Raw genomic sequence first — 21627 nt, 5'->3', positions numbered from 1 at the left:
CGCATCGTTCAACGGCGGCGCATGACAAACATGGTGCTTGCCCGCGCCGCACAAGTACAGTCACCTGTATTAATAGTCAGTATCAGGTCAACGCGGTCATCACCGCTTTGCGGTACGCCGGGCGCTGTTGCAGGCGTTGGTACCAAGCCTCCAGGTGGGGCATGGCCGGGCGTTCGATGGGCATTTCAAACCAGGCGTAAACAAAGCAGCCCAGGGGGATATCGCCCATGCCGATGGCGTCGCCCGACAGGTAAGGCTGTTCGGCGAGCGCCTTCTCCACGGTGCCGAGTGCATCGATGCAGGCCTGGCGCCCGGCGTTGATGCTGTCCCAGTTCTGTTTTTCCGCCGGGGTGCGTACCACGCCCCAGAACACCGCCTTGAACGGCTCGGCGAGGGTCGAGGTGGTCCAGTCCATCCATTTTTCGGCACTGGCCCGCGCCTTCACGTCGCTCGGGTACCAGTTCGACGCCTGCTTGGCGCAGAGGTAACGCACGATGGTGTTGGATTCCCACAGCACAAAGTCGCCGTCTTCGATCATCGGCACCCGGCCATTCGGGTTCAATGCGCGGTATTGCGGCGTGTCCACCACGCCAAACGCCCCGCCCGCATCGATGGCCTCATAGTCCAGGCCGAGTTCCTCGGCGCACCACAGGACTTTCCTGACGTTCGATGAATTTTTACGCCCCCAGATCTTCAGCATGACCGCGCCTTATTGTTGATGAACATGGCTTGATGAACGCAGCAGCATACGCCGGTTCACGGGCGGCTTAAATCGTCCTGCATGTCACCCAGCACGCTCGGCATCTGCTCGCCAAACAGGTGCGGGTAACATTTCTCCAGGTGGGCAAAGAAGAAATCTTCGGGCACATCCGCAAATTGCCCATGGTCCACCAGGTACTCCATCGAGCGCTTGCCCTGGCGATTGAAGGCGTGGAACACACTGTCGTTGATCCCATCGAACGCCAGCGGCGGCACATCGAACAGCTCGCACAATTGCTGGTTGAACGCCGGCGTGGCTTTGACCCAGCGCCCGTTCAGGTACAGCTCGGTATAACCGTGCATGGCGAACACATCGCTTTTGAGCAGCGCGATCAGGCGTGGCGTCGACAGGTGATTGCGCACATCCGCCAGGCCGATGCGCGCCGCAATCCCGCAGTGCCGTGCGCAGGCGGCGAGCAAGGTGGCCTTGGGCACGCAGTAGCTCTGGCCGGCAGCCAGGGCGAAGCTGGCGTTCAGGGTGTTGGGGTCGCGGCTGAAGGTATAGGGGTTGTAGCGCACCGCCTCACGCACGGCGTAATAAAGACTGACTGCCTGGTCACCTGAATCCGCGCTGGAACCGCGATGTTTTTCGGCGAACTCCACCACCGCAGGGTGGTCACTATCGATGAAGCGGCTGGGATTCAGGTACGTTTCCATGGGTTTGATCTCCGGGGGAAGCCTGGAGTCTAACGACAGGTCCGCCACTGCGATAACGACGATTCGGCCAAATGTCGGCGCCTGGTGATCGGTGATCCCAAGGTGCTTCCAGTACAACTCGCCACACCCTGATCACCGCGCTTTCTCGGATGCCGACTAAGCTCAACGGTGGTTTCGCCCCTGGTTTCACGGAGGATTGAATATGTTGTTGTTGTGGATACTGGTTCTGGTGGTCGGCATTGCCTACCTGGCACACCGCCGCACCGCGCCCCTGCCCGCCCTCGGCGTGGTCGCCGTATACCTGCTGGCGATGGGCGCCTGGAGCCACGCACCGGGTTGGCTGCTGCTGATCTGCTGGGTGTTGATTGCCATCGTCGCCGCGCCGCTGCTGCTGCCCGACCTGCGCCGCGAATACTTCACCAAGCCGCTGTTCAGTTGGTTTCAGAAGGTCTTGCCGCCAATGTCCGAGACCGAGCGCGATGCCATCGACGCCGGCACCGTCTGGTGGGACGGCGAGCTGTTCAGCGGCCGCCCCGACTGGAACACGTTGCTGGCCTACCCCAAGGCACGCCTGACCGAAGAAGAGCAGGCGTTCATCGATGGGCCGACCGAAGAACTGTGCGCGATGGTCAGCGACTGGCAAATCGGCCAGGCCATGGACCTGCCGCCCGCCGCCTGGGAACACATCAAGACCCATGGTTTCTTCGCCCTGATCATTCCCAAGGAGTACGGCGGCAAAGGCTTCTCCGCCTATGCCCACTCCCAGGTGGCGATGAAACTCGCGACCCGCAGCGGCGACCTGGCGTCCACCGTGATGGTCCCCAACTCCCTCGGCCCGGCCGAGCTGCTGCTGCATTACGGCACCGATGAACAACGCAACCACTACCTGCCGCGCCTGGCCCGTGGCGACGATATTCCCTGCTTCGCCCTGACCGGCCCGCTGGCCGGCTCCGACGCCGGCGCCATGCCCGACACCGGGGTGATCTGCAAAGGTCAATGGCAAGGCGAGGAAACCCTCGGCCTGCGCCTGAACTGGGAAAAACGCTACATCACCCTGGGCCCGGTCGCGACCCTGCTCGGCCTGGCGTTCAAGGCACATGACCCGGACCACTTGCTGGGCGAAGAAGAAGACCTGGGCATCAGCCTCGCGTTGATTCCCACCGATACGCCAGGCGTTGACATCGGTCGTCGTCACCTGCCGCTGGGCGCCGCATTCATGAACGGGCCCAACTCCGGCAAGGACGTGTTCATCCCCCTGGACTACCTGATCGGTGGCCAGGACATGCTAGGCAAGGGCTGGATGATGCTGATGAACTGCCTGTCGGTGGGCCGCTCGATTTCCCTGCCGGCGGTCGGCACCGGCGCAGCCAAGTTCACCAGCCTGGTGACCGGCCAATACGCCCAGGTACGCGAGCAGTTCAACGTGCCGCTGGCAGCCTTCGAAGGTATCCAGGAAGCCCTCGCCCGCATCGGCGGCAACGCCTGGCTGATGGACAGCGCGCGCATGCTCACCGCCAACGCGGTGGACCTCGGTGAAAAACCCTCGGTGCTGTCGGCGATCCTCAAGTACCACCTGACCGAGCGCGGCCGCGAATGCATCAGCCACGCCATGGACGTCCATGGCGGCAAGGGCATCATCATGGGCCCGAACAACTACCTGGGCCGCAGTTGGCAAGGCGCGCCGATCTTCATCACGGTGGAGGGCGCGAACATCCTGTCGCGCAACCTGATGATCTTTGGCCAGGGCGCGATCCGTTGCCACCCCTTCGTACTCAAGGAAATGGCCCTGGCCGGTCGCGAAGACCACGACCAGGCGCTCAAGGAATTCGATGGCCTGCTGATGCAGCACATCGGCTTTGCCGTGAGCAACGCCGCCAGCACCCTGGTGCTCAACCTGGGCCTCGGCCACTTCGAAAAAGCCCCCGGCAACCGCTTGAGCCAGGCTTACTTCCGTGCGCTGAACCGCCAGGCTGCGGCGTTCGCCCTGCTCGCCGACCTGAGCATGATGCTGCTGGGCGGCGAGTTGAAACGCCGCGAACGCCTGTCGGCACGCCTGGGCGATGTGCTGAGCCATATGTACCTGGCTTCGGCGGCGCTCAAGCGTTATCACGACCTGGATTCGCCGGACCACCTGGAACCGCTGTTCACCTGGGCCATGGAAGAAAGCCTGGGCGAAGCCGAACGCGCACTGGATGAACTACTGAGCAACTTCCCGAACAAGCTGCTCGGTTGCCTGCTGCGGGTCATCGTGTTCCCGTTCGGCCGTCGCCATACCGGCCCGTCCGATGCGCTGGATGCCGAAGTGGCCGCGGTGATCGGTCGCGCCAAGGGCGATCCGACCCTCGAAGAACTGCTGGCTGGCTGCTACCGCCCGCAATCGGCGCAAGACCCGGTGGGCGCCCTGCAACATGCCTGCGACCTGCTCGCCGCCAGCCATCCGCTGCAGAAAAAACTGCATGCGGCCCTCAAAAGCGGCCAGGTCAAACCGGCTGCCGGCGAACCGGCCATCGACGCCGCACTGCACGCCGGGGTGCTGCAACCGGCCGAGGCGCAAACCCTGCGTGAAGCCGAAGCGGCACGGCGCAAGGTGATCGACGTGGATGATTTCAGCAAGGAAGAACTGGCCCAGGCCGCGGGTAAAGTCCGCTGATCCCCCAGGCCATATAATTACGGGCGCTTGAGCTATATACTCTCGCGCCCGTTTTTGCTTTGAGGACTTATCTCGTGTCCAACGTCGTTGCCGATCATCTCGTCTTGCTCGACCACCTGCGCAGCATCCTGGTTGCCGTCGGCGAAGCCGAACAGGTGCCCGAGGAAAGCCACCTGCTGTTCCTGGAGCGTTTCGATGAACTGCGCGCCCTGCTGCCAATCGATCCGATCGAGAGCCAGTACCTGGGCCAGGACATGATGAGCCAGGTCATCCTGCGTTACCCGCAAATCGCTCATCTGGTGCCACGCGACCTGCTGTGGTTCTTCGGCGGCGATTGCCTGCACTTCATGCCCGACGAAGAACTGGACCTGTACCAGGCCCTGGAAGAGCGTCGCTTTGAAGCCGAACAGAACGACGAACCGTTCGACTGGAACCAGGAAAAACAGCTGCTGGCGATGCCGCAGGACCAGAGCAAGCACTGATCATTCAATGTGGGAGGGGGCTTGCCCCCTCCCACACTACCGTCGGCGCAGCGTCGGCTCGGTGGCCATGCACGCCACCAGATAATCAATGAACACCCGCACCTTCGGCGGCAGGTACCGCGTCGGCGAGTGCAGCAGCCAGGCCTCGCCATGGTAGGACGCAATAAAGTCCCACGCCGGCAACACCTGCACCAGGCGCCCCTCATCCAACGCATGCCGTGCAGTGAAATACGGCAAGCTGCCAATCCCCACATGCTGCAACACCGCATCCAGGCGCACGCCGGTGTGGTTCGCCGCATACCGCCCCCGCACGCCCACCGTGACCGCCTTGCCCGCCCGGCGAAACTTCCAGCGCGAGTCCCCCGGGGTTTCGCCCAGGTAGATGCAGCTGTGCGCCAGCAGATCATGGGGATGACTCGGCGTGCCGTGCTCGGCGAGGTACTGCGGCGTCGCGCACAATACGTGTTCGATGGGCAGTAATTGCCGCCCCACCAGGCCCGGCGGCGGGCTGTCGGTGATACGGATACTCAGGTCGACGTTGTCATCGATCAGGTCCACCTGCCGGTCCTCGAGGATCAGTTGCACATCGACCTTGGGATAGCGCCGCAGAAATTCCGGCATATACGGATGCACCACGAACCGCCCCACCGCCTTGGGCACGCTGACCCGCACCAGGCCCTCGGCTTCGTGGGTGAACTGGCCGCTGATTTCCATCACCGAGCGCGCCGCGTTGACCATCTCCTGACAACGCTTGAACACCTCTTCGCCGCCCTCGCTCAAACGCAGTTTGCGCGTGGTGCGTTGCAGCAGGCGCGTGGCCAACGCCTGTTCGAGACGCGAGATGCTGCGGCTCACCGCCGAAGGCGACACGCCCAGTTGTCGCGCTGCCGCAGAAAAACTGCCGGCTTCCACCACTTTGACGAAAATCGCCATTTCACCCAGCAGCGGCAAAGGAAGATTGATGCTCATGACGCACAAGTCCATTGATAATTGAACGGATTATCACCCATCTGCGCACTATTTATACTGCCCGCAGAACCTTGATGCGGATGTAGACGATGACCGAGCGCCTGTTTTTCACCCACGACCACCTGACCGCCGAGCTTGAAGTGCTGAGCTGCACCGCCCACGAAGAGCAGTTTGCGGTCACGCTGCAGTCGACGATTTTCCACCCCCAGGGCGGCGGCCAGCCATTCGACACCGGCTGGCTGGGCGACAGCCGGGTGCTGCGGGTGACCCAGGAGGCGGAGCGCGTGGTGCATTACCTCGACCAGCCCGTAGAACCGGGCCCGATCAACGCACGGGTCGATGCACCACGCCGTGCCTTGCACACCCGCTTGCATTCCGCCGGACACTTGATCGGCAACGCCGGCGAGGCGTTGGGCTGGATGCCGATCAAGGCTCACCACTGGCCGGGCGAAGGCAAGATCACCTTTATCCGCGGCGAAAGCGCACAAGCCATGGAGGCCGACACGCTTCAACAACAGCTCGACCACTGGATCGCCGCCGACTACCCGCGCCAGATGCGCCTGGAAGACGGCATCCGCGAAGTCGGCTTCGGCGAGTTGCCCGCGTATGCCTGTGGTGGCACGCATGTCCAGGCATTAGGCGAATTGGGCCAGGTGACGATCCTGGCCGTGTCGGAGAAAAAGGGCACGCTGTCGGTGCGCTACAGCCTGGATTAAACCGCGATCGCCCCGGCCCGCCCCGGTTCCACCACGAACGACTTGAGCGTCGACACCGTGGCGGCCGGGTCACGCGGATCGGTAATCACACGAAAGTCCGTGAGCATGCGCTGGCTATCCAACGCCACCGATACATACCCGCGCTGGCGGCTGTCGAAAAACTTCACATGGGGATTCTGCGGCAGCATCTGGGTGAAGACGTCATAAGGCGGCCCATCGGAGGTCACCGAGGTGCCGACGAACTCGGTGGCGAGCACGGGCGAGTCCGGGTTGTTGGCATCGGCATGCAAATCGGTGGCCCAGAATGAATGTATATCGCCGCCCCAGAACACCGGGTTGTTGAGCTGGTGGCGCGCGATGGACGCGAGCATCCGTGAACGGTTCGCCATGTAGCCATCCCAACCATCGGTCCAATGGCCCAGCGTGTGCTGGGTCAGGTCGCGCTGCAGCAGCGGCGCCACCAGCAAGTCCTGGGCGATCACGTTCCATTGCGCTTTCGACTGGGCAAACCCCTGGTCCAGCCAGGCCTCCTGCTGCCAACCGAGCATGGTGCGAGCGGGGTCGCGCAAGTCGCTGCAGGTGTTGGCGGCGATGTGGCCCTGATGGCTGCCGTTGGCCTGAATGCACGGTTGCTCGGAGCGATACTGTCGACCGTCGAGCACATGGAAACGTGCCAGGCGGCCGTAGTCCAGGCGCCGATAAACGCGCATATCCGGCCCGTTGGGCAGGCTGCTCACGCGCAGCGGCATATGCTCGTAATAGGCCTGATACGCCGCCGCCCGCTGCTTGAGAAACTGTGCCACGGCAACCTTCGGGTCCTGGGACCAGCGGCTGGCATAGTCGTTCTGCACCTCGTGATCGTCCCAGGTCGCCACGCTGGGCGCCGCCGCGTGCAAGGCCTGGAGATCCGGATCGGTCTTGTACAGCGCATAGCGGTTGCGATAGTCGCTCAGGGTCAGCGCGTTGCCGCTGCCGTGGGAACGAATGACTTTTCCCGAATCGGCCGCGTAGGAACTGTCGTAGATATAGTCACCGAGGAAAAACACCAGGTCCGGCTGCTCCGCCGCCAGGTGACGATAGACACTGAAGTACCCGCGTTCCCAGTGGGAGCACGACACGAACCCCAAGCGCGCCGTCGCCAGGGCATGCAAAGCCGGCGCGGTACGCGACTGCCCCACCGCGCTCTGCGCCCCCAGCCCTTCGAACTGATACCAATACGGCCTGCCGGCTTCCAGCCCCGCGACCTCCACATGCACGGAGTGGGCAAAGCGCTCACTCGCCATCACCTCGCCCTGCCTCACAATGCGCGTCATCCCCGCATCGCTGGCGACCCGCCAACGCACCGGCACCGCACGCGCCAACCCGCCGCGACCGTCCGCCGCATTGAACAACGGCGCCAGGCGCGTCCAGATCACGAAACCATCCGGCAACGGATCACCCGAGGCCACGCCCAACGTGAACGGATAATCGATCCCCGCACTGCGGGCAAACGGGCTGAGGATCGAAAAGGTGGTGGCCAGCGCCAGCCCGGCCAGCACCCGGCGCCGATCATGGTCAACCGCGCGACTCACGCCCGGCGCTCCCAGTCATTGCGCACGGTCGCAAACCCGAGCAAGTCCTCATACACCCCATTCTTGAGAAACGCGGCGCGCATACAGCCTTCGTACAGCAGGCCGATTTTCTCCATGACCCGCGCCGACTCCTTGTTGCGGGCAAAGCATTGGCTGCCCACTCGGTACAGACCCAGTTCGGCGAACCCGAAGTCCATCACCGCACGCGCTGCCTCGGCGGCATAGCCCTGGTTGCGACAGTGCGCCGCCACCCATCCGCCCAGGTGCCCGTAGTGGTGACGCGCATTGAGACGCAGGCTGACGATGCCGATCAATTCGCCGGTTTCGCGCAGGTGCATGCCCAGGCTCAACAGGTTGCCGGCGCGGTATTTGTCTTGCATCCCGTCAATAAACGTCCGGGCCGTTTCCAGGGTATAGGGCGATGGAATGTTGGCCGTGTTGTCAGCAATCTTCGGCCCGTTGGCGAGGCTGGAAAGTACCGCGGCCTGGTCGCTTTCCAGCGCCCGCAACAGCAAACGCGAAGTCAACAAATGCGGCAATGACTGACTCATACAAGACGGCTCTCGGTGTAAATTTTTCGAGAATGTACCCCCGGCGTTTCAGTTTCATTACGTCGTGAAATTGACCGGAAACCGATCTGTAAGACACGTCCTAGACACGTCAAAACGTAAATTAAAGTTAACCGTTCGGTCATTTTTCGTTGTTAGCGTGTCGCCCCTAATTCAATAACGGGGTAGCGGAATGAGAACCTGGGACGAACCGAAAAAACGCAAGGCACACATCGAACTGATCCCGATGATCGACGTGATGATGTTCCTCCTGGTGTTTTTCGTACTCGTGAGTCTGAACGTGATTCCGGCACTCGGCATGAAGACTCAACTGCCCAGCGCCAGCAGTTCGCAGCAGCTCAAGCCGCAGAACAAATTCATCCTCACCCTGGGCCTGGAAGGCCAGTTGCAACTGGATGGCAAGGACCTCACGGTCGACGCTCTGGTACCGGCGCTGAAGGCGGCGGAAAAGCCGGATACCAAGTCGACGATCATCGTCAACAGCGACAAGGGCGTGGAGGTTTCGCGCCTGGTGGAGGTGATGGACACCCTGCGTCTGGGTGGCTTTACCTCCGTGTCCATCGCCACGCGTAAGTCCTGATCATGTATGTCCTGTTTCGTGCGCGTCGGCTGCTGGGCAGTGTCCCGGCCCTGATCGCCCTGGTGCTGATTGCACTGGGTATCCAGTCCCAGACGTTGAAGGTCGAACCGGTGTACGACGAGTCGGCGGTCGAGTTGGCATTGGTCGAGCCGGAGCCCGAGGTGGTGCCGCCACCCGTGGTGGAGCAAGCACCGCCACCGCCGGTGATCGAGGATGAAGAGGCCGAGCCGGCCCCTCCACCACCGCCCCCGCCACCGCCCAAGCCGGTGCCGAAACCTGAACCCAAGCCCAAGCCGGTGCCCAAGCCCGTGGTCGCCAAACCCACGCCGACACCGCCCCCGGTGGCGGCCAAACCCGCGCCGGCGGCGGTCGCCCAGGCTGCGCCGACTCCGGCCCCGCCCGCACCGCCCAAGGTCGACGGCCAGGCCCTGGAGGGCGGTTACCTCAAGGGTTTGCGTAACGAGCTGGACACTTACAAGCAATACCCCACCGGACGCCAGGCCTCCCTCGAACGCCCAAGTGGCGACGTGGTGGTCTGGCTGCTGGTGGACCGCCAGGGTCGGGTACTCGACTCCGGCGTGCAGACCCCGGCCTCGAGCATGTTGCTCAACCGGGCCGCCGCCAACAGCCTGCGGCGTATCAAGCAGGTCAAGCCGTTCCCCGAGCAAGCCTTCGGGGGGCGCAACGAGCAGCGCTTCACCGCCACCTTCAACTACAGCGTGCAATAAGCACCCGACACTAGGACGACACTGATGAGGTTCACACGGATTCATCTGGCACTCGTTGCCGCGAGCATGGGGCATGGCATGGTCATGGCCGACACCGGCGACAGCGACGTCGGCACCATCGGCGTACAGGGCAAGGCCACTGCCGGTGGCGGTTACATGGTGCAGGAAGAAAGCATCAAGGGGCGCTCCACGATAACCAAGGAAGCGCTGGATAAACAAACCGCCACCGGCAACGCCATCGACAAGCTCAAGTACACCCCGGGCCTGAACATCTCCAGCGAAGATGCCACCGGCCTGTCGGGTTTTCGCTTCACCATGCGCGGGCTTAACTCCGACCAGGTGGGGATGTCGGTGGACGGCATGCCGATCAACGACTCCGGCAACTACGCGCTGTACTCCAACCTGTTGGGCGACCCGGAAAACATCGACCAGATTTTCGTCACCCAAGGCTCGTCGGAGGCCGACGGCCCGCACATCGGTTCCAGCGGCGGCAACATCGGTATCGTGACCATTCGCCCCACCAAGGAAACCGGGGCCTTCGTCAAACAGACCATCGGCAGCAACGCCACCCGCAAGACCTTTGCCCGGCTCAACACCGGTGAGGTCAACGGCCTGAGCAACTGGCTGTCGGCGTCCCATACCGAAGGGCAGATGTGGCGCGGCTCGGGCGCCGTGCGTGCGGACAAGGTCGAGTGGAACAGCTTCTTCGACGCCGGCAACGGCAACACCGCCAACCTGATCCTCAAGTACCACGAGCAGGACAACAACAGCTACAGCCAACTGACCAAATCGCAGTTCCAGCAGAACGGCCGCAAGTTCGACCCCTACCCCGCCACACCGACGGTCGGCAGCAACGGCAAGCTCAACAGCTACTACGCCCTCGCGCAGAACCCGTTCCAGACCTTTACCGGCGTGCTCAATACCCAGTTCAAACTGGCCGACAACCTGGCCCTGTCGGTGATCCCGTATTACTACTGGGGTAACGGCAGCGGCGTCGGTTCGTCGAGCTACGCGCTGAACCGCGGCTCAAACGCAGGCGGCGTCTTCGACCTGGGCAACTTGCCCACCGCCGCGCAATACAATGCCGACGGCTCCTCCACCACCGGCGTGTACTACCGCCCTTCCCGCACCCAGACCTGGCGCCCCGGCATTACCACCAAACTGAACTGGGACCTGGGCGATCACAGCCTGCAATTCGGCTACTGGTACGAGCGAGCGCGCCAAAGCCAGACCCAACCGTTCATCGCGCTCAAGAGCAACGGCAAGCCTACCGACACCTGGCCGGACGGCACTTCCGTGGTCGATGCCAACGGCAACACCGTGCAAGGCCGCGATCGTTTCACCGTCACGCCGGCGCAGAAAGTCTGGGCCCAGGACACCTGGTACATCAACCCGGACTGGACCCTGGTGGCCGGCCTGGCCTACATGAACGTCAAGCGCGACGGCACCAACAACGGCAGCCTCACCGAGCAGCCGGAAAAACGTCACCAGACCTACAACAAGCTGCTGCCCAACGCCGGCCTCAAGTACCAGCTCGACGAACGCGACCAGTTGTTCTACAGCCTGTCGCGCAACATGCGTATCCCACAGAACTACGTGCTGTACGACAAGGGCGTGGACTCGATCAACTCCAAGCCGGAAACCAGTTGGAACCATGAGCTGGGCTGGCGCTTCACCGGCGACGACATGACCGTGGCCGCCACCTTGTTCTACATGCAGTTCAAGGATCGCCAGGTTTCGTCCAAGGACGTCAACGGCGACTTCGCCGACATCAACGCCGGATCGGTCAACAACAGCGGCCTGGAGCTGGAATGGAGCGGCCTGCTGCCCCACCACTTCAACTACTACACCTCCTACACCTATACCAAGGCCGAGCAACAGGACGACTTGACCGTGTACAACGCGGGCAAAGCCATCCTGTTGCCCACCAGCGGCAAGCAGTTCGCCAACGTGCCGAAAAACATGCTGGCCGCCAACATCGGGTATGACGACGGACGCTTCTACGGCACCTTCGGCGGCAAATACACCAGCAAGCTCTACGGTGACCTGACCAACGACGAAGCCATCTCCGGCCGCACTGTGTTCAATGCCGGCGCCGGTATCTACCTGCCGGTGGACAAGAAAGTGGTGAAGGACGCAACCCTGCGCCTGAACGTCGACAACCTGTTCGACAAGAAGTACCTGGACGGCGTGTACACCACCAAGACCAACGCGGCCAGCTACAGCGGTTTCCGCGACGGCGACCCGGCCTACATCGTTGGCCTGGAACGCACCGTGACGGTGTCCCTGGAAGCCAATTTCTAACGGCGAGGTAATCGAACATGAACATGAACCTGCTCCACGACATCACCTTCTATGTGATGTACGCCGCGATGGCCATCGCCATCTTTATCACCATCGAGCGCGGTATTTACTTCGCCTATGTGCGCCGCCAGGCCCGTGCCTTGACCGAGGTGCTGGGCGCCCACGTACACAGCGAACGTGACCTGCCGGAAAGCCTGAGCCGCCGCGACAGCCTGCCGCTGAACATGGTGATGCCGGTGCTGGCACAGAAAGCCTCGCAGGGTTCGCGCAAGGACCTGGATGATGTGATCGAAACCCAGTACCTGACCACCCGCGCCCCACTGGCCCGCAGCCTGTGGATCATCGAAACCATCACCACCGCCGCGCCGTTGCTGGGCTTGCTCGGCACCATCCTCGGCATCATCGACACCTTCAAGGCGTTGGCCAGCGCGGGGGTGTCCGACCCTGGGCAGATTTCCGGCGGTATCGGCACCGCGTTGTTCGCGACGGGCCTGGGGATCGCCATCGCGCTGTTCTGCGTGGTGTTCCACAACTTCTTCCAGGACAGCCTGGAACGCATCAACGATCAGTTAAAGATCCTGCTGATCCGCGCTGCCACCGGGGCCCGCGTGCAAGGCGAAGTGCCGCACCTGGTGCCCGCCTCGTTGCACAGCCGCACGGCATGACTGTCAGGGCGGGCGCGTGAGGCGCCCGCCCTGTCTTTTTCCCTGACGAGATGCCTATGTCCCTATCGATGAAATGCCGTATCGCCGGCCTCGCCGGCTTGCTGCTCAGTCCGCTGGCCCAGGCGGACTTTTCAATTCCGGGGTTTGAACTGGTACACACCGTGCCGCTGGACACCGACCTGGCGAGCGCCGATCTACGCCAGCCGGGCCCGGTATGGATCGAGCTGTTCGACGGCGCGAAAAGCACGATCGACATCGGCCAGTTTTATGCCGCCGACCATCCAGGCTCGGTGCTGGAGCGGGTGATCGAGCGCCTGGAAGCCGCCGGTAAACGCGGCGTGAAAATTCGCTTCCTGCTGGAGGAAAAAGGCATTCGCCTATCAGAAGCTTCCACCCTGGAACGCCTGCGCGCGATTCCCAACCTGACCTTGCGCGTGCTGCCCTACGCGCAACTGAGTGGCGGCATCATCCACGCCAAATACATGGTGGTGGATGGGCAGCAGGCGTTTGTCGGCAGCCAGAATTTCGACTGGCGTTCCCTGGAACATATCCACGAAACCGGGCTGCGCATCACCGACGCCACGGTGGTCGGCCAGGTCCAGGCGATTTTCGATCAGGACTGGCAAGCCCAGGCGGCGCTGAGCGCACACAGCCCGGTGCCGCTGCCGATGGCCGGCCAGGCGCCTGCGCGCAGCGGCAATTACCTGGTGGCCAGCCCGCAACGCTACAACCCGCCCGGGGTGGGCGACTCCCAACTCGAACTGCCGCGCGTGCTCGGCGAAGCCAAGCACGAAGTGCGCGTGCAACTGCTGGACTACGCGCCGCTGTCCTACGGCCCGGATAAAACCCGGCCCTACTATGCGGTGATCGACAACGCGGTGCGTGCCGCCGCCGCACGCGGGGTGTCGATCAAGCTGATGGTGTCCAACTGGAACACCGATGCGCTGGAACTGCCCTATTTGAAAAGCCTCGCGGTGCTGCCCAACGTGCAGATCAAGATCGTCACCCTGCCCCAGGCCAAGCAAGGGTTTATCCCCTACGCACGGGTGATCCACAGCAAGACCCTGGAGATCGACGGGCAAGTGGCCTGGGTCGGCACCAGCAATTGGCTGGGCGGTTATCTGGATAATTCGCGCAACCTGGAGGTGGTCATGCACAGCGAAGCGATGGCCAAGCGTATAGGCCAATTGCATGAGCAGTTGTGGGATGGGCCCTACGCCAAAGCACTGGACGTAACGGCCGATTACCCTGCGCCGCACCCTGGCCAACCTTGACCTGAACACGATTCAACGCCCGCGCGCACAGGGATGTACCCTTCGACGCGGGGGCGTTTGACTGAGAAATTTCCTACGCCAAGGTCTGCCATTCTCAGTCCCTGTGGTGGTAGTGTGTGGAAATATTTCTGACTTAATGATCAGAAATCCCCCACTCACTACCAGCAAAGGAATGCGTCCCGCCATGTACTTTCCACTCAAGCAATTGGCTGTCGCCAGCGTGTTCGCCGCGAGCCTTTCGACCCTCGTCAGCCCGGCTTTCGCCAATATCACCCCACAGCAGAGCACGGCGATTCTGAAGGACTTCAGCGCAACCTCGGTCACTGACTTCAACGGTTTCCTCGGCACCCTGGCCCAGGGCGAGCTGGGCAAAACCAGCGATACGGGGCCGGCGATCAGCGCCTTTCTCGAGCACAAACCCCTGAGCGCCGAGCAACAGAACGAAATCAATCGCCTGCTGGGCATTTATGCGCGGCTGAAATACGCCAAGGCCGCCACCGAGACCCTGCGCGAGCTGGTGGAAATTCCGACGTTCAACGTCGACGGCGTGCCGCAGTACAAAAACCCGCAATTCCTCAAGATCGCCGACAAGCTGCAGGGCCTGGCGAAAGCCTTCAACCTGAACTTCCGTAACATCGATAACCGCGTGTACGAAATCTCCCTGGAAGGCAGCGGCGATGAAGTGGTGGGCATCCACGCGCATGCGGATGTGGTGCCGGTGACGCCGGAAAACTGGGTGTTGAAAGACGGCACCCGGCTCGATCCGTTCAAGGTCACGCTGATTGGCGACCGCATGTACGGCCGCGGGACTGAAGACGACAAAAATGGCATCGTGGTGGCGATGTACGCCATGAAGGTGATCAAGGAAGAGAAGCTGCCGCTGGCGCGCACGTTCAAGCTGCTGGTGGACACCACCGAGGAAACCTCCGGCGACGCGATCCCCTATTACTTCGAACGCAACCCGACGCCGCCGTACAACCTGGCGCTGGATGGCGGCTACCCGGTGGTCATTGCCGAAAAAGGTTACGGCACGATCATGGCCACCTTCCCACGCCGCAAAGGCGAAGGCAAAGGCGCAGAGATCATCGCCATGACCGGCGGCAAGGCCACCAACCAGATTCCCTCGGCGTCGGTCGCCACGTTGCTCAGCGACAAGCCCGCCGAGTTGGCGGCCAGCCTGCAAGAGGCCGGTACGCAATACGCCGAGCGCAATGGCGGTGACTTCCAGGTGAGCGCCAAGGTGGTCGGCAAACAGGTGCAGTTGACGGTCACCGGGGTCTCGGCGCATTCGTCCGAACCGGAATCCGGGGTGAACCCGGTTGCGCGCATGCTGGAGCTGATCCACAGCGTCGATGGCAAGATCGCCCTCAAGCACAACCACATCACCGACGCGGCGCGTTATGCCGCCGACAATTGGGGCCTGGATTACCTGGGCGGCAAATTGGGCGTGGGCTTCGCCGATGACTTCATGGGCCCACTGACCACCTCGCTGACGTTCGTCGACCTCGACGACAAGAGCTTCAAGCTGGCGGTGAACCTGCGCGTGCCCAAGGGTCAGTCGCCGGAGAAACTCAAAGCGCAAATTGCCGACAAGCTCAGCGCCTGGGACAAGAAAACCAAGGTCAACGTGAACTTCACCTACTCGATCGCCGAACCGATGTACCGCAACCCGGAAGGTGAGTGGGTCAAGGCCTTGTTGGCGGTGGCCACGGAAAACCTGGGCATGAAACACGCGTTCGGCACCTCGGCCGGCGCCACCTCCGTGCATGAACTGCGCAACGGCGTGCAGTTCGGCCTGGCACGCCCGGAAGAGAAGTACACCGGGCACACCGACAATGAGTTCAAGACCGTCGAGCAGTTCCTCCTCGACCTGCAAATCGTCACCGAAATGATGGCGCGGGTCGGTCAGTTACCGCAGCTCTGAATGCGGCAGGAGCCCGCCGCAATGGCGGGCTTGTTTCAGTTGGCGCAGACACCCTAGACGCCGACGGCGGCCGCCTGCATCGAACCGGTTTCCTGCAGGTTGATGTGCCAGCTCAAGGCCTTGCTCAACACATGCGGCGTATGCCCACCTTTGGCGCACGCGGCCTTGAAGTAGCTGCGCAACGCCTCGCGATAATCCGGATGCACGCAGTGGTTGATGATCAACTCGGCCCGTTCTTTCGGCGCCAGGCCGCGCAGGTCGGCCAGCCCTTGCTCAGTCACCAGGATATCGACGTCATGCTCGGTGTGGTCGACATGGCTGACCATCGGCACCACGCGGGAAATCGCACCGTCCTTGGCGATCGACTTGGTCACGAAAATCGACAGCAGCGCGTTGCGGGCGAAGTCTCCCGAGCCACCGATGCCATTCATGATCTGCGTGCCACAAACGTGGGTGGAATTGACGTTTCCGTACAGGTCGAACTCCAGCGCGGTGTTGATGGCAATCACGCCTAAGCGTCGAATCACTTCCGGGTTATTGGAAATTTCCTGGGGCCGCAACACCAGGCGGTCGGCGTATTTTCCCAGGTTGCCGAACACCCGCTGGCCGCAGGGGCCGGACAAGGTAATCGAACAGCCGGAGGCAAACTTCAGCTTGCCCGCGTCGAGCAATTCGAAGGTCGAATCCTGCAACACCTCCGAGTACTGCACCAGGTCGGTGAACGGCGCATCGATCAGCCCGCACATGACGGCGTTGGCAATGGAGCCGACGCCGACTTGCAACGGCGCCAGGCTTCTGCCCAAGCGTTTGTGCTCCACTTCCTGCTCGAAAAAAGCCACCAGATGGTCGGCAATCGCCTGGGTCTCATGATCGGGCGGCAGCATCGGAATCGCAGATTCCGGCGTGTCGCAGAGCACGATGGCGACGATCTTGGCAGGGTCAATTTCGATGGCCTGGGTGCCGATGCGATCATCCGCGCGGATGACCGGAATCGGCCCGCGGCCAGGGCGCCCGTGGGGCAGGAAAATATCGTGCATCCCTTCGAAATAGGGGCTGCTGGCCAGGTTCAGCTCAACGATGACCTGCCGTGCCGTCTGGGCGAAACTGGCCGAATTGCCGACCGAAGACGTCGGCACGATATGGCCCTGCTCAGTGATCGCCACCGCTTCAATCACCGCAATATCCGGATTGGGCAGGCTGCCGTCACGCAGTTGTTCGACCACTTCGCTCAGGTGCTGGTCGATAAACACCACACGGCCTTCGTTGATCGCCTTGCGCAGCACCGGGTCGCCTTGAAACGGCATGCGCCGCGCCAGCAGCCCGGCCTCGGCCATCTGCCCGTCCAGGCCACGACCGAGGCTCGCGCCGGTGATCAGATTGATCTTGAGCGGATCCTGCCGCGCTCGTTCGATGAGCGCCAGCGGCACGGCCTTGGCGTCCCCTGCGCCACCGAAACCACTCATGCCCACGGTCATGCCGTCTTGAATGAACGCGGCGGCCTGCGCCGCGCTCATGATTTTTTCGTGCAAGGAATCCAGGCGGATGCGCTGGTGATGCATGGGGTGAACCTCAAAAAAGTTAGGCACAAAAATCAACGCGCTGTCAGAACTGTTCTTCATCCAACGCCATGATGCTCGCGCTCCCAGCGCTGACCGCCGCCAACAATGCGTGTACCCGCGGCAACAATTGCTCCGCGTAGAAGCGTGCGCTGACGCCCTTGGCCTTGAGGAAGGCCGCATCGCCCGTGCCGGCTTCCAACTGCGCATGCGCCTGCACAGCAGAACGCGCCATGAGCCAGCCGCCCGACAGGTAGCCGAAGAGCATCAGGAAGTTGACGCTGACACTGCCGGCCCAATCCGCATCGTGCTTGGCGTTGTCGAGTAACCGCGACAAGGCCTCGCGCCCGGCGCCGAGCGCAGCGGCCAGTGCCACGGCCTGATAGTCGAGGGCATCGATGTGACGCAGTTGCTCGACGGTTTCATCCATTTCCTCGAGCAGGCTGTTCAGTAACGCGCCTTGGTTCAGCAGGGTCTTGCGCCCCACCAGGTCGAGCGCCTGAATGCCGGTGGTGCCTTCATAAATGGTCAGGATGCGCGCATCGCGATAATGCTGCGCCGCGCCGGTCTCTTCGATGAAGCCCATGCCGCCGTGGATTTGCACGCCGAGGGAGGTGACTTCCTGGGCCAGTTCGGTCAGCCAGCCTTTGACGATCGGGGTGAACACATCGACCCGCCCCTGGTGATGGCGCGCCAGCTCCGGCGTGGGCGCATGCGCGGCACGGTCGACTTCGGCGGCGGCCACCAGCGACAACGCGCGCATCGCTTCGATGGACGCTTTCATCTGCAACAGCATCCGGCGCACATCGGGAAAGTGGATGATCGAGAAACGGCTGCCATCCTTGCGCGTGCCCTGCAGACGGTCCTTGGCGTATTGACGGGCCTGCTGGTAAGCGCGCTCGGCAATCGACAGCCCCTGCAGGCCGACACTCTGGCGGGCGTGGTTCATCATGGTGAACATGCAGGCCAGGCCCATGTGCGGCTCGCCAAGCAGATAACCGACGGCCCCTTCGGGATCGCCGAAATTCATCACGCAGGTCGGGCTGCCATGAATGCCCAGTTTGTGTTCCAGGGAGATGCACTGCACGCGGTTGCGCACACCCGGCTGGCCCTGGGCATCGAGCAGGAACTTGGGCACCACGAACAGCGAAATGCCTTTGACGCCCGCCGGCGCATCCGGCAAGCGTGCCAAGACCAAATGCACGACGTTGTCGGTCATCTGGTGATCGCCCCAGGTGATGAAAATCTTCTGCCCGGTGATCAGGTAGTGGTCGCCCTGGGGCACGGCGCGGCTCTTGATGGCCGCCAGATCGGAGCCGGCATCCGGCTCGGTCAGGTTCATCGTCCCGGTCCACTCGCCGCTCACCAGTTTTTCCAGGTAGGCGCCTTGCAGTTCGGCCGAGCCGTGATGGGCGATGGCTTCGATGGCGCCTTGGGTCAACATGGGGCACAAGGCGAACGCCATATTGGCTGAGTGCCAGATCTCATTGACGGCCGTGCCGATCACGTTCGGCAGGTTCTGCCCGCCGTGTTGCTCCGCAGCGGTCAACGAGGGCCAGCCGCCTTCCTGGAATTGCCGATATGCCTCGGCAAAACCCGGTGCCTCTTGCACACCCTGTTCCCCCAGGTGCGTACCTTGGGTATCACCGACCCGGTTGAGCGGCGCCAGCACGCCGGAGCCCAAGCGGCCTGCCTCGCTCAAGATGGCGCTGACCAACTCGCTGTTGACATCCTGAAGCTGGGCGCTCGCGCACAACTGCTCAAAGCCGACCAGTTCCTCCAGCACGAATTCGGTGTCGCGGTACGGATGGGCATAACCACTCATTGTTACTTTCCTCATTCACTCGTTAGACAGGCCGCTACACCCTTCGCCCGCTACCCCATGCCGGGTAATTGACCAAAACGGCCATTACCTTAAAAACCCGGGTCGGTAGCAAGCAGGGACGAAGCCAGCAGCGCAAAGCTCTATTCAGCTTCCTCCGATCCAGCCCCGCGTGGCAATTACCAAATCAGTCGAAAAACAGACATAAACGGACAGTCACTTTTGGCTAAACTAACCTCCCCTGCTGCCGGACTCCTGAACGATGGGCATCGAGCGTTATTCCATCTCCATGTACTTCGCCCACATCCTGATGACGGCTGCGCGCCACCTCGCGCTGGACGAAGAGGTATTGCTCAAGGAAGCCGGCATCAGCCGCAAGCGCCTGGACAACCTGCACCTGCGCATCACCCCCGACCAGTTCAGTCGCTTGATGCAGGCCGTGTGGCGCTTGAGTGATGATGAGTTTTTCGGCGCAGGCTCACAGCGCTGCCCGAAGGGCTGCTTCGCGATAATGGCCAAGCAAGTGATCCACTCGCACAACCTGCATTCGGTGTATTACAAGCTCAGCCATTTCTACAACGTGATGAACGACTCCCTGCACCTGGAGCTGAAAGTCGTCGGTGATGAGGCCATGTTTTCCATGGCCTTGAGCGACCCGAGCCTGGACCCCGGTTACCTGTTGAGGGGTTTTTTACTCTTGCTCTGGCATCGTTTCCCCAGTTGGCTGATCGGCCAGCGGATCACGCTCAAGCGGGTGACGTTCGACCATCCCGAGCCTGCCCATTCAGCGGAATACCGCTTGATGTTTCCGTGCCCCACGCATTTTGACCAACCCGAGACCTGCCTGGTGTTCGACGCCCGGATGCTCACCGCGCCGCTGGTACAAACCGCGGAAACCCTGGCCTACCACCTGCAGCGCGCACCGGTGGACTGGTTCACCCGCCCCGCCTATTACCCGGTTTACACGCGACGGGTGCTGGACCACCTGGAGAACGTCAGCGATCTCGCCAAGGCCACCATCCAGAGCACCGCCAGTGAGCTGCACCTGACGGAAAGAACGCTGCGGCGCAAGCTGCTGGCCGAAGGCAGCAAGTTCCAGAAACTCAAGGACGGGGTACGCCGCGACATGGCCATTCACTACTTGAGCCAGACGTCGATGTCGATCAACCAGACCTCGCAACAGCTGGGGTTCTCGGACCCTTCGGCGTTCACCCGGGCCTTTCGCCAATGGACCGGCGAGTTACCCAGGACTTACCGCGACGCGGCGCTCAACCGAAAATGACTCAGGCGTCCAGGCGCGCAGGCCGCGACACTTTGCCCTGGACCCGCTCGCGGTAACGCCCCGGGCTTTCGCCGGTCCACTTCTTGAACGCGCGATGGAATGCGCTGGGTTCCTGAAAACCGCATTGCGCGGCGATTTCACCGATGCTGGCGCGCGTCTGGCAGAGCAGTTCCAGCGCCAGGCTGCGGCGCACTTCGTCCTTGATCTCCTGAAACGAGCAACCTTCGCGCTCCAATCGGCGGCGCAAGGTGCTGGGGCTCATGTGCAAATCCACGGCCAGATCCTCCAGCGCCGGCCACTGGCTGTAGTGGCTGCCACGCAGGCGTTGGTAGACCTGGGTCGCCATGCCGTCCTGGTTGCGAAAGCGGATCACCAGCCATTGCGGCGCGCTGCGCAGAAACACCTTGAGCGACGCCAAGTCCTGCACCACGGCCAGACGCAGGTAGCTGCTGGCAAACTCGATTTCGGTGCGGGCCGCGCCAAACGTCAGGTTGTAGCCCCACAGCAATTGATCGTCGCTGAGCGGCGCACGCACATGGCGAAAGTCGGCGCGATCGATGGGCACGCGGCGTCCGCCCAGCCAGCACAGCAGGCTGATCATCAGCACCAGGAAGGTTTCCTCACCGTAACGCCGGGTGTCCTCATCGCCGCCGCCAACTTCCAGGCTGAGTACCGCGCGCTTGCCATGCACGCTGAGGCTGCCGCGAAAATCGCGCAGGAACAGGGCGAAACTGGCCAGGCACTGGGTGAGCGCCTTGCCCAGGTTCGGCTCCTGGATCAGGCCACGGCAGATCAGGGCGAAACTGCCCGGCGGCATGCCGTGGGAGTCCAGGCGGAAGAACTCGTCGTTCAACTCCCGAATCTGAATCAGCCATAACGCCGCAAACGCGCTGGCCGGCACCCGGGCCTCGGGCTGGGTCAGCAACGCCGGCGCGATGCCCGCTTCGCACAGCACCGCGGCGAGCCGCTCGGGCTGATCGCGTAGCGCATGGATCATGACCTGCACGAAGTAGACGGCAACCGAATCCTTTTCCCGGGTGGGCATCATTCTGAGTTCCTGTAGCGGACACATGGTAAGAAACGCCAATACAACTGACAGGTTTCGGCATAGGCCGCCAC

18 protein-coding genes are annotated in these 21627 nt (G+C 62.5%); 10 read left to right on the top strand and 8 right to left on the bottom strand.

What is annotated here, in order from left to right:
* Positions 1–82 precede the first annotated feature (82 nt).
* Together PverR02_RS09685 and PverR02_RS09680 are read right to left on the bottom strand one after the other, a co-directional pair.
* Complete coding sequence (locus PverR02_RS09685; protein WP_017846832.1) at positions 83–700, bottom strand: glutathione S-transferase family protein; 618 nt, start codon at positions 698–700, stop codon at positions 83–85.
* 56 nt (positions 701–756) lie between these two features.
* Positions 757–1416 carry a transglutaminase-like domain-containing protein gene (locus tag PverR02_RS09680; protein WP_079443197.1) on the bottom strand — a complete coding sequence of 220 codons (660 nt, stop codon included), beginning with the start codon at positions 1414–1416 and terminating at the stop codon, positions 757–759.
* 202 nt (positions 1417–1618) lie between these two features.
* On the opposite strand from PverR02_RS09680, the gene PverR02_RS09675 reads away from it, so the two are divergent.
* Positions 1619–4066: an acyl-CoA dehydrogenase gene (locus PverR02_RS09675; protein ID WP_017846830.1), complete on the top strand. Its 2448-nt coding sequence runs from the start codon at positions 1619–1621 to the stop codon at positions 4064–4066.
* Between the two features lie 74 nt (positions 4067–4140).
* Positions 4141–4548, top strand: coding sequence for a PA2817 family protein (locus PverR02_RS09670; protein WP_017846829.1), 408 nt, complete (start codon positions 4141–4143; stop codon positions 4546–4548).
* A gap of 36 nt (positions 4549–4584) precedes the next feature.
* Here the strand turns inward: PverR02_RS09670 and PverR02_RS09665 are convergent, their stop codons facing one another.
* Positions 4585–5517 carry a LysR family transcriptional regulator gene (locus tag PverR02_RS09665; RefSeq protein ID WP_079443196.1) on the bottom strand — a complete coding sequence of 311 codons (933 nt, stop codon included), beginning with the start codon at positions 5515–5517 and terminating at the stop codon, positions 4585–4587.
* An 89-nt stretch (positions 5518–5606) separates the two neighbouring features.
* Between PverR02_RS09665 and PverR02_RS09660 the strand changes: the two genes are divergently transcribed.
* The gene (locus PverR02_RS09660) at positions 5607–6233 is read left to right on the top strand and encodes an alanyl-tRNA editing protein (RefSeq protein WP_017846825.1); all 627 of its coding nucleotides are present in this window, start codon (positions 5607–5609) and stop codon (positions 6231–6233) included.
* Here PverR02_RS09660 and PverR02_RS09655 read toward each other — a convergent pair.
* On the bottom strand, positions 6230–7804 hold the full coding sequence (locus PverR02_RS09655) for an alkaline phosphatase D family protein (RefSeq protein WP_079443195.1): 1575 nt from the start codon (positions 7802–7804) through the stop codon (positions 6230–6232). The two genes, PverR02_RS09660 and PverR02_RS09655, sit on opposite strands and share 4 nt — an antisense overlap.
* The gene (locus PverR02_RS09650; RefSeq protein ID WP_079443194.1) at positions 7801–8355 is read right to left on the bottom strand and encodes a GNAT family N-acetyltransferase; all 555 of its coding nucleotides are present in this window, start codon (positions 8353–8355) and stop codon (positions 7801–7803) included. Before PverR02_RS09650 ends, PverR02_RS09655 begins: the two co-directional genes overlap by 4 nt.
* A 190-nt stretch (positions 8356–8545) precedes the next feature.
* Between PverR02_RS09650 and PverR02_RS09645 the strand changes: the two genes are divergently transcribed.
* The 6 genes from PverR02_RS09645 to PverR02_RS09620 all read left to right on the top strand — a co-directional run bounded on the left by PverR02_RS09645 (position 8546) and on the right by PverR02_RS09620 (position 15848).
* On the top strand, positions 8546–8953 hold the full coding sequence (locus PverR02_RS09645) for an ExbD/TolR family protein (RefSeq protein WP_005786670.1): 408 nt from the start codon (positions 8546–8548) through the stop codon (positions 8951–8953).
* A gap of 2 nt (positions 8954–8955) precedes the next feature.
* Positions 8956–9681, top strand: coding sequence for an energy transducer TonB family protein (locus PverR02_RS09640; RefSeq protein ID WP_079443193.1), 726 nt, complete (start codon positions 8956–8958; stop codon positions 9679–9681).
* 24 nt (positions 9682–9705) lie between these two features.
* Positions 9706–11985: a TonB-dependent receptor gene (locus PverR02_RS09635; protein ID WP_079443192.1), complete on the top strand. Its 2280-nt coding sequence runs from the start codon at positions 9706–9708 to the stop codon at positions 11983–11985.
* Between the two features lie 17 nt (positions 11986–12002).
* Positions 12003–12650, top strand: a complete 648-nt coding sequence (locus PverR02_RS09630; RefSeq protein ID WP_079443191.1) for a MotA/TolQ/ExbB proton channel family protein — start codon at positions 12003–12005, stop codon at positions 12648–12650.
* Positions 12651–12706: 56 nt separating this feature from the next.
* The gene (locus tag PverR02_RS09625) at positions 12707–13924 is read left to right on the top strand and encodes a phospholipase D-like domain-containing protein (protein ID WP_079443190.1); all 1218 of its coding nucleotides are present in this window, start codon (positions 12707–12709) and stop codon (positions 13922–13924) included.
* A 184-nt stretch (positions 13925–14108) separates the two neighbouring features.
* A complete protein-coding gene (locus PverR02_RS09620; RefSeq protein ID WP_079443189.1) occupies positions 14109–15848 on the top strand; it encodes a dipeptidase in 1740 nt (579 codons plus the stop codon).
* Positions 15849–15901: 53 nt separating this feature from the next.
* On the opposite strand, the gene PverR02_RS09615 is transcribed toward PverR02_RS09620, so the two are convergent.
* Together PverR02_RS09615 and PverR02_RS09610 are read right to left on the bottom strand one after the other, a co-directional pair.
* Positions 15902–17407 carry an acetyl-CoA hydrolase/transferase family protein gene (locus PverR02_RS09615; protein WP_057005314.1) on the bottom strand — a complete coding sequence of 502 codons (1506 nt, stop codon included), beginning with the start codon at positions 17405–17407 and terminating at the stop codon, positions 15902–15904.
* 43 nt (positions 17408–17450) lie between these two features.
* Entirely contained in the window at positions 17451–19229 is a 1779-nt protein-coding gene (locus PverR02_RS09610) for an acyl-CoA dehydrogenase (RefSeq protein ID WP_046384173.1), read from the bottom strand.
* 259 nt (positions 19230–19488) lie between these two features.
* Here PverR02_RS09610 and PverR02_RS09605 point away from each other — a divergent pair, with 259 nt between their 5' ends.
* Complete coding sequence (locus PverR02_RS09605; RefSeq protein WP_079443188.1) at positions 19489–20508, top strand: AraC family transcriptional regulator; 1020 nt, start codon at positions 19489–19491, stop codon at positions 20506–20508.
* Position 20509: 1 nt separating this feature from the next.
* On the opposite strand, the gene PverR02_RS09600 is transcribed toward PverR02_RS09605, so the two are convergent.
* Positions 20510–21556, bottom strand: a complete 1047-nt coding sequence (locus tag PverR02_RS09600; protein ID WP_046384175.1) for an AraC family transcriptional regulator — start codon at positions 21554–21556, stop codon at positions 20510–20512.
* Positions 21557–21627: the final 71 nt, after the last annotated feature.

It is taken from the genome of Pseudomonas veronii (assembly GCF_002028325.1).
GTDB classification, from domain to species: domain Bacteria; phylum Pseudomonadota; class Gammaproteobacteria; order Pseudomonadales; family Pseudomonadaceae; genus Aquipseudomonas; species Aquipseudomonas veronii.
The sequence above is the reverse complement of the archived record's forward strand: the minus strand, read 5'-3'. Positions and strand labels throughout refer to the sequence as shown.

Bases quoted from the DNA above. Each gene is read 5' to 3' on its own strand.
- PverR02_RS09685 (WP_017846832.1), bottom strand. From the start codon at position 700: ATGCTGAAGATCTGGGGGCGTAAAAATTCATCGAACGTCAGGAAAGTC.
- PverR02_RS09680 (WP_079443197.1), bottom strand. From the start codon at position 1,416: ATGGAAACGTACCTGAATCCCAGCCGCTTCATCGATAGTGACCACCCT.
- PverR02_RS09675 (WP_017846830.1), top strand. From the start codon at position 1,619: ATGTTGTTGTTGTGGATACTGGTTCTGGTGGTCGGCATTGCCTACCTG.
- PverR02_RS09665 (WP_079443196.1), bottom strand. From the start codon at position 5,517: ATGAGCATCAATCTTCCTTTGCCGCTGCTGGGTGAAATGGCGATTTTC.
- PverR02_RS09660 (WP_017846825.1), top strand. From the start codon at position 5,607: ATGACCGAGCGCCTGTTTTTCACCCACGACCACCTGACCGCCGAGCTT.
- PverR02_RS09650 (WP_079443194.1), bottom strand. From the start codon at position 8,355: ATGAGTCAGTCATTGCCGCATTTGTTGACTTCGCGTTTGCTGTTGCGG.
- PverR02_RS09645 (WP_005786670.1), top strand. From the start codon at position 8,546: ATGAGAACCTGGGACGAACCGAAAAAACGCAAGGCACACATCGAACTG.
- PverR02_RS09640 (WP_079443193.1), top strand. From the start codon at position 8,956: ATGTATGTCCTGTTTCGTGCGCGTCGGCTGCTGGGCAGTGTCCCGGCC.
- PverR02_RS09635 (WP_079443192.1), top strand. From the start codon at position 9,706: ATGAGGTTCACACGGATTCATCTGGCACTCGTTGCCGCGAGCATGGGG.
- PverR02_RS09630 (WP_079443191.1), top strand. From the start codon at position 12,003: ATGAACATGAACCTGCTCCACGACATCACCTTCTATGTGATGTACGCC.
- PverR02_RS09625 (WP_079443190.1), top strand. From the start codon at position 12,707: ATGTCCCTATCGATGAAATGCCGTATCGCCGGCCTCGCCGGCTTGCTG.
- PverR02_RS09620 (WP_079443189.1), top strand. From the start codon at position 14,109: ATGTACTTTCCACTCAAGCAATTGGCTGTCGCCAGCGTGTTCGCCGCG.
- PverR02_RS09615 (WP_057005314.1), bottom strand. From the start codon at position 17,407: ATGCATCACCAGCGCATCCGCCTGGATTCCTTGCACGAAAAAATCATG.
- PverR02_RS09610 (WP_046384173.1), bottom strand. From the start codon at position 19,229: ATGAGTGGTTATGCCCATCCGTACCGCGACACCGAATTCGTGCTGGAG.
- PverR02_RS09605 (WP_079443188.1), top strand. From the start codon at position 19,489: ATGGGCATCGAGCGTTATTCCATCTCCATGTACTTCGCCCACATCCTG.
- PverR02_RS09600 (WP_046384175.1), bottom strand. From the start codon at position 21,556: ATGATGCCCACCCGGGAAAAGGATTCGGTTGCCGTCTACTTCGTGCAG.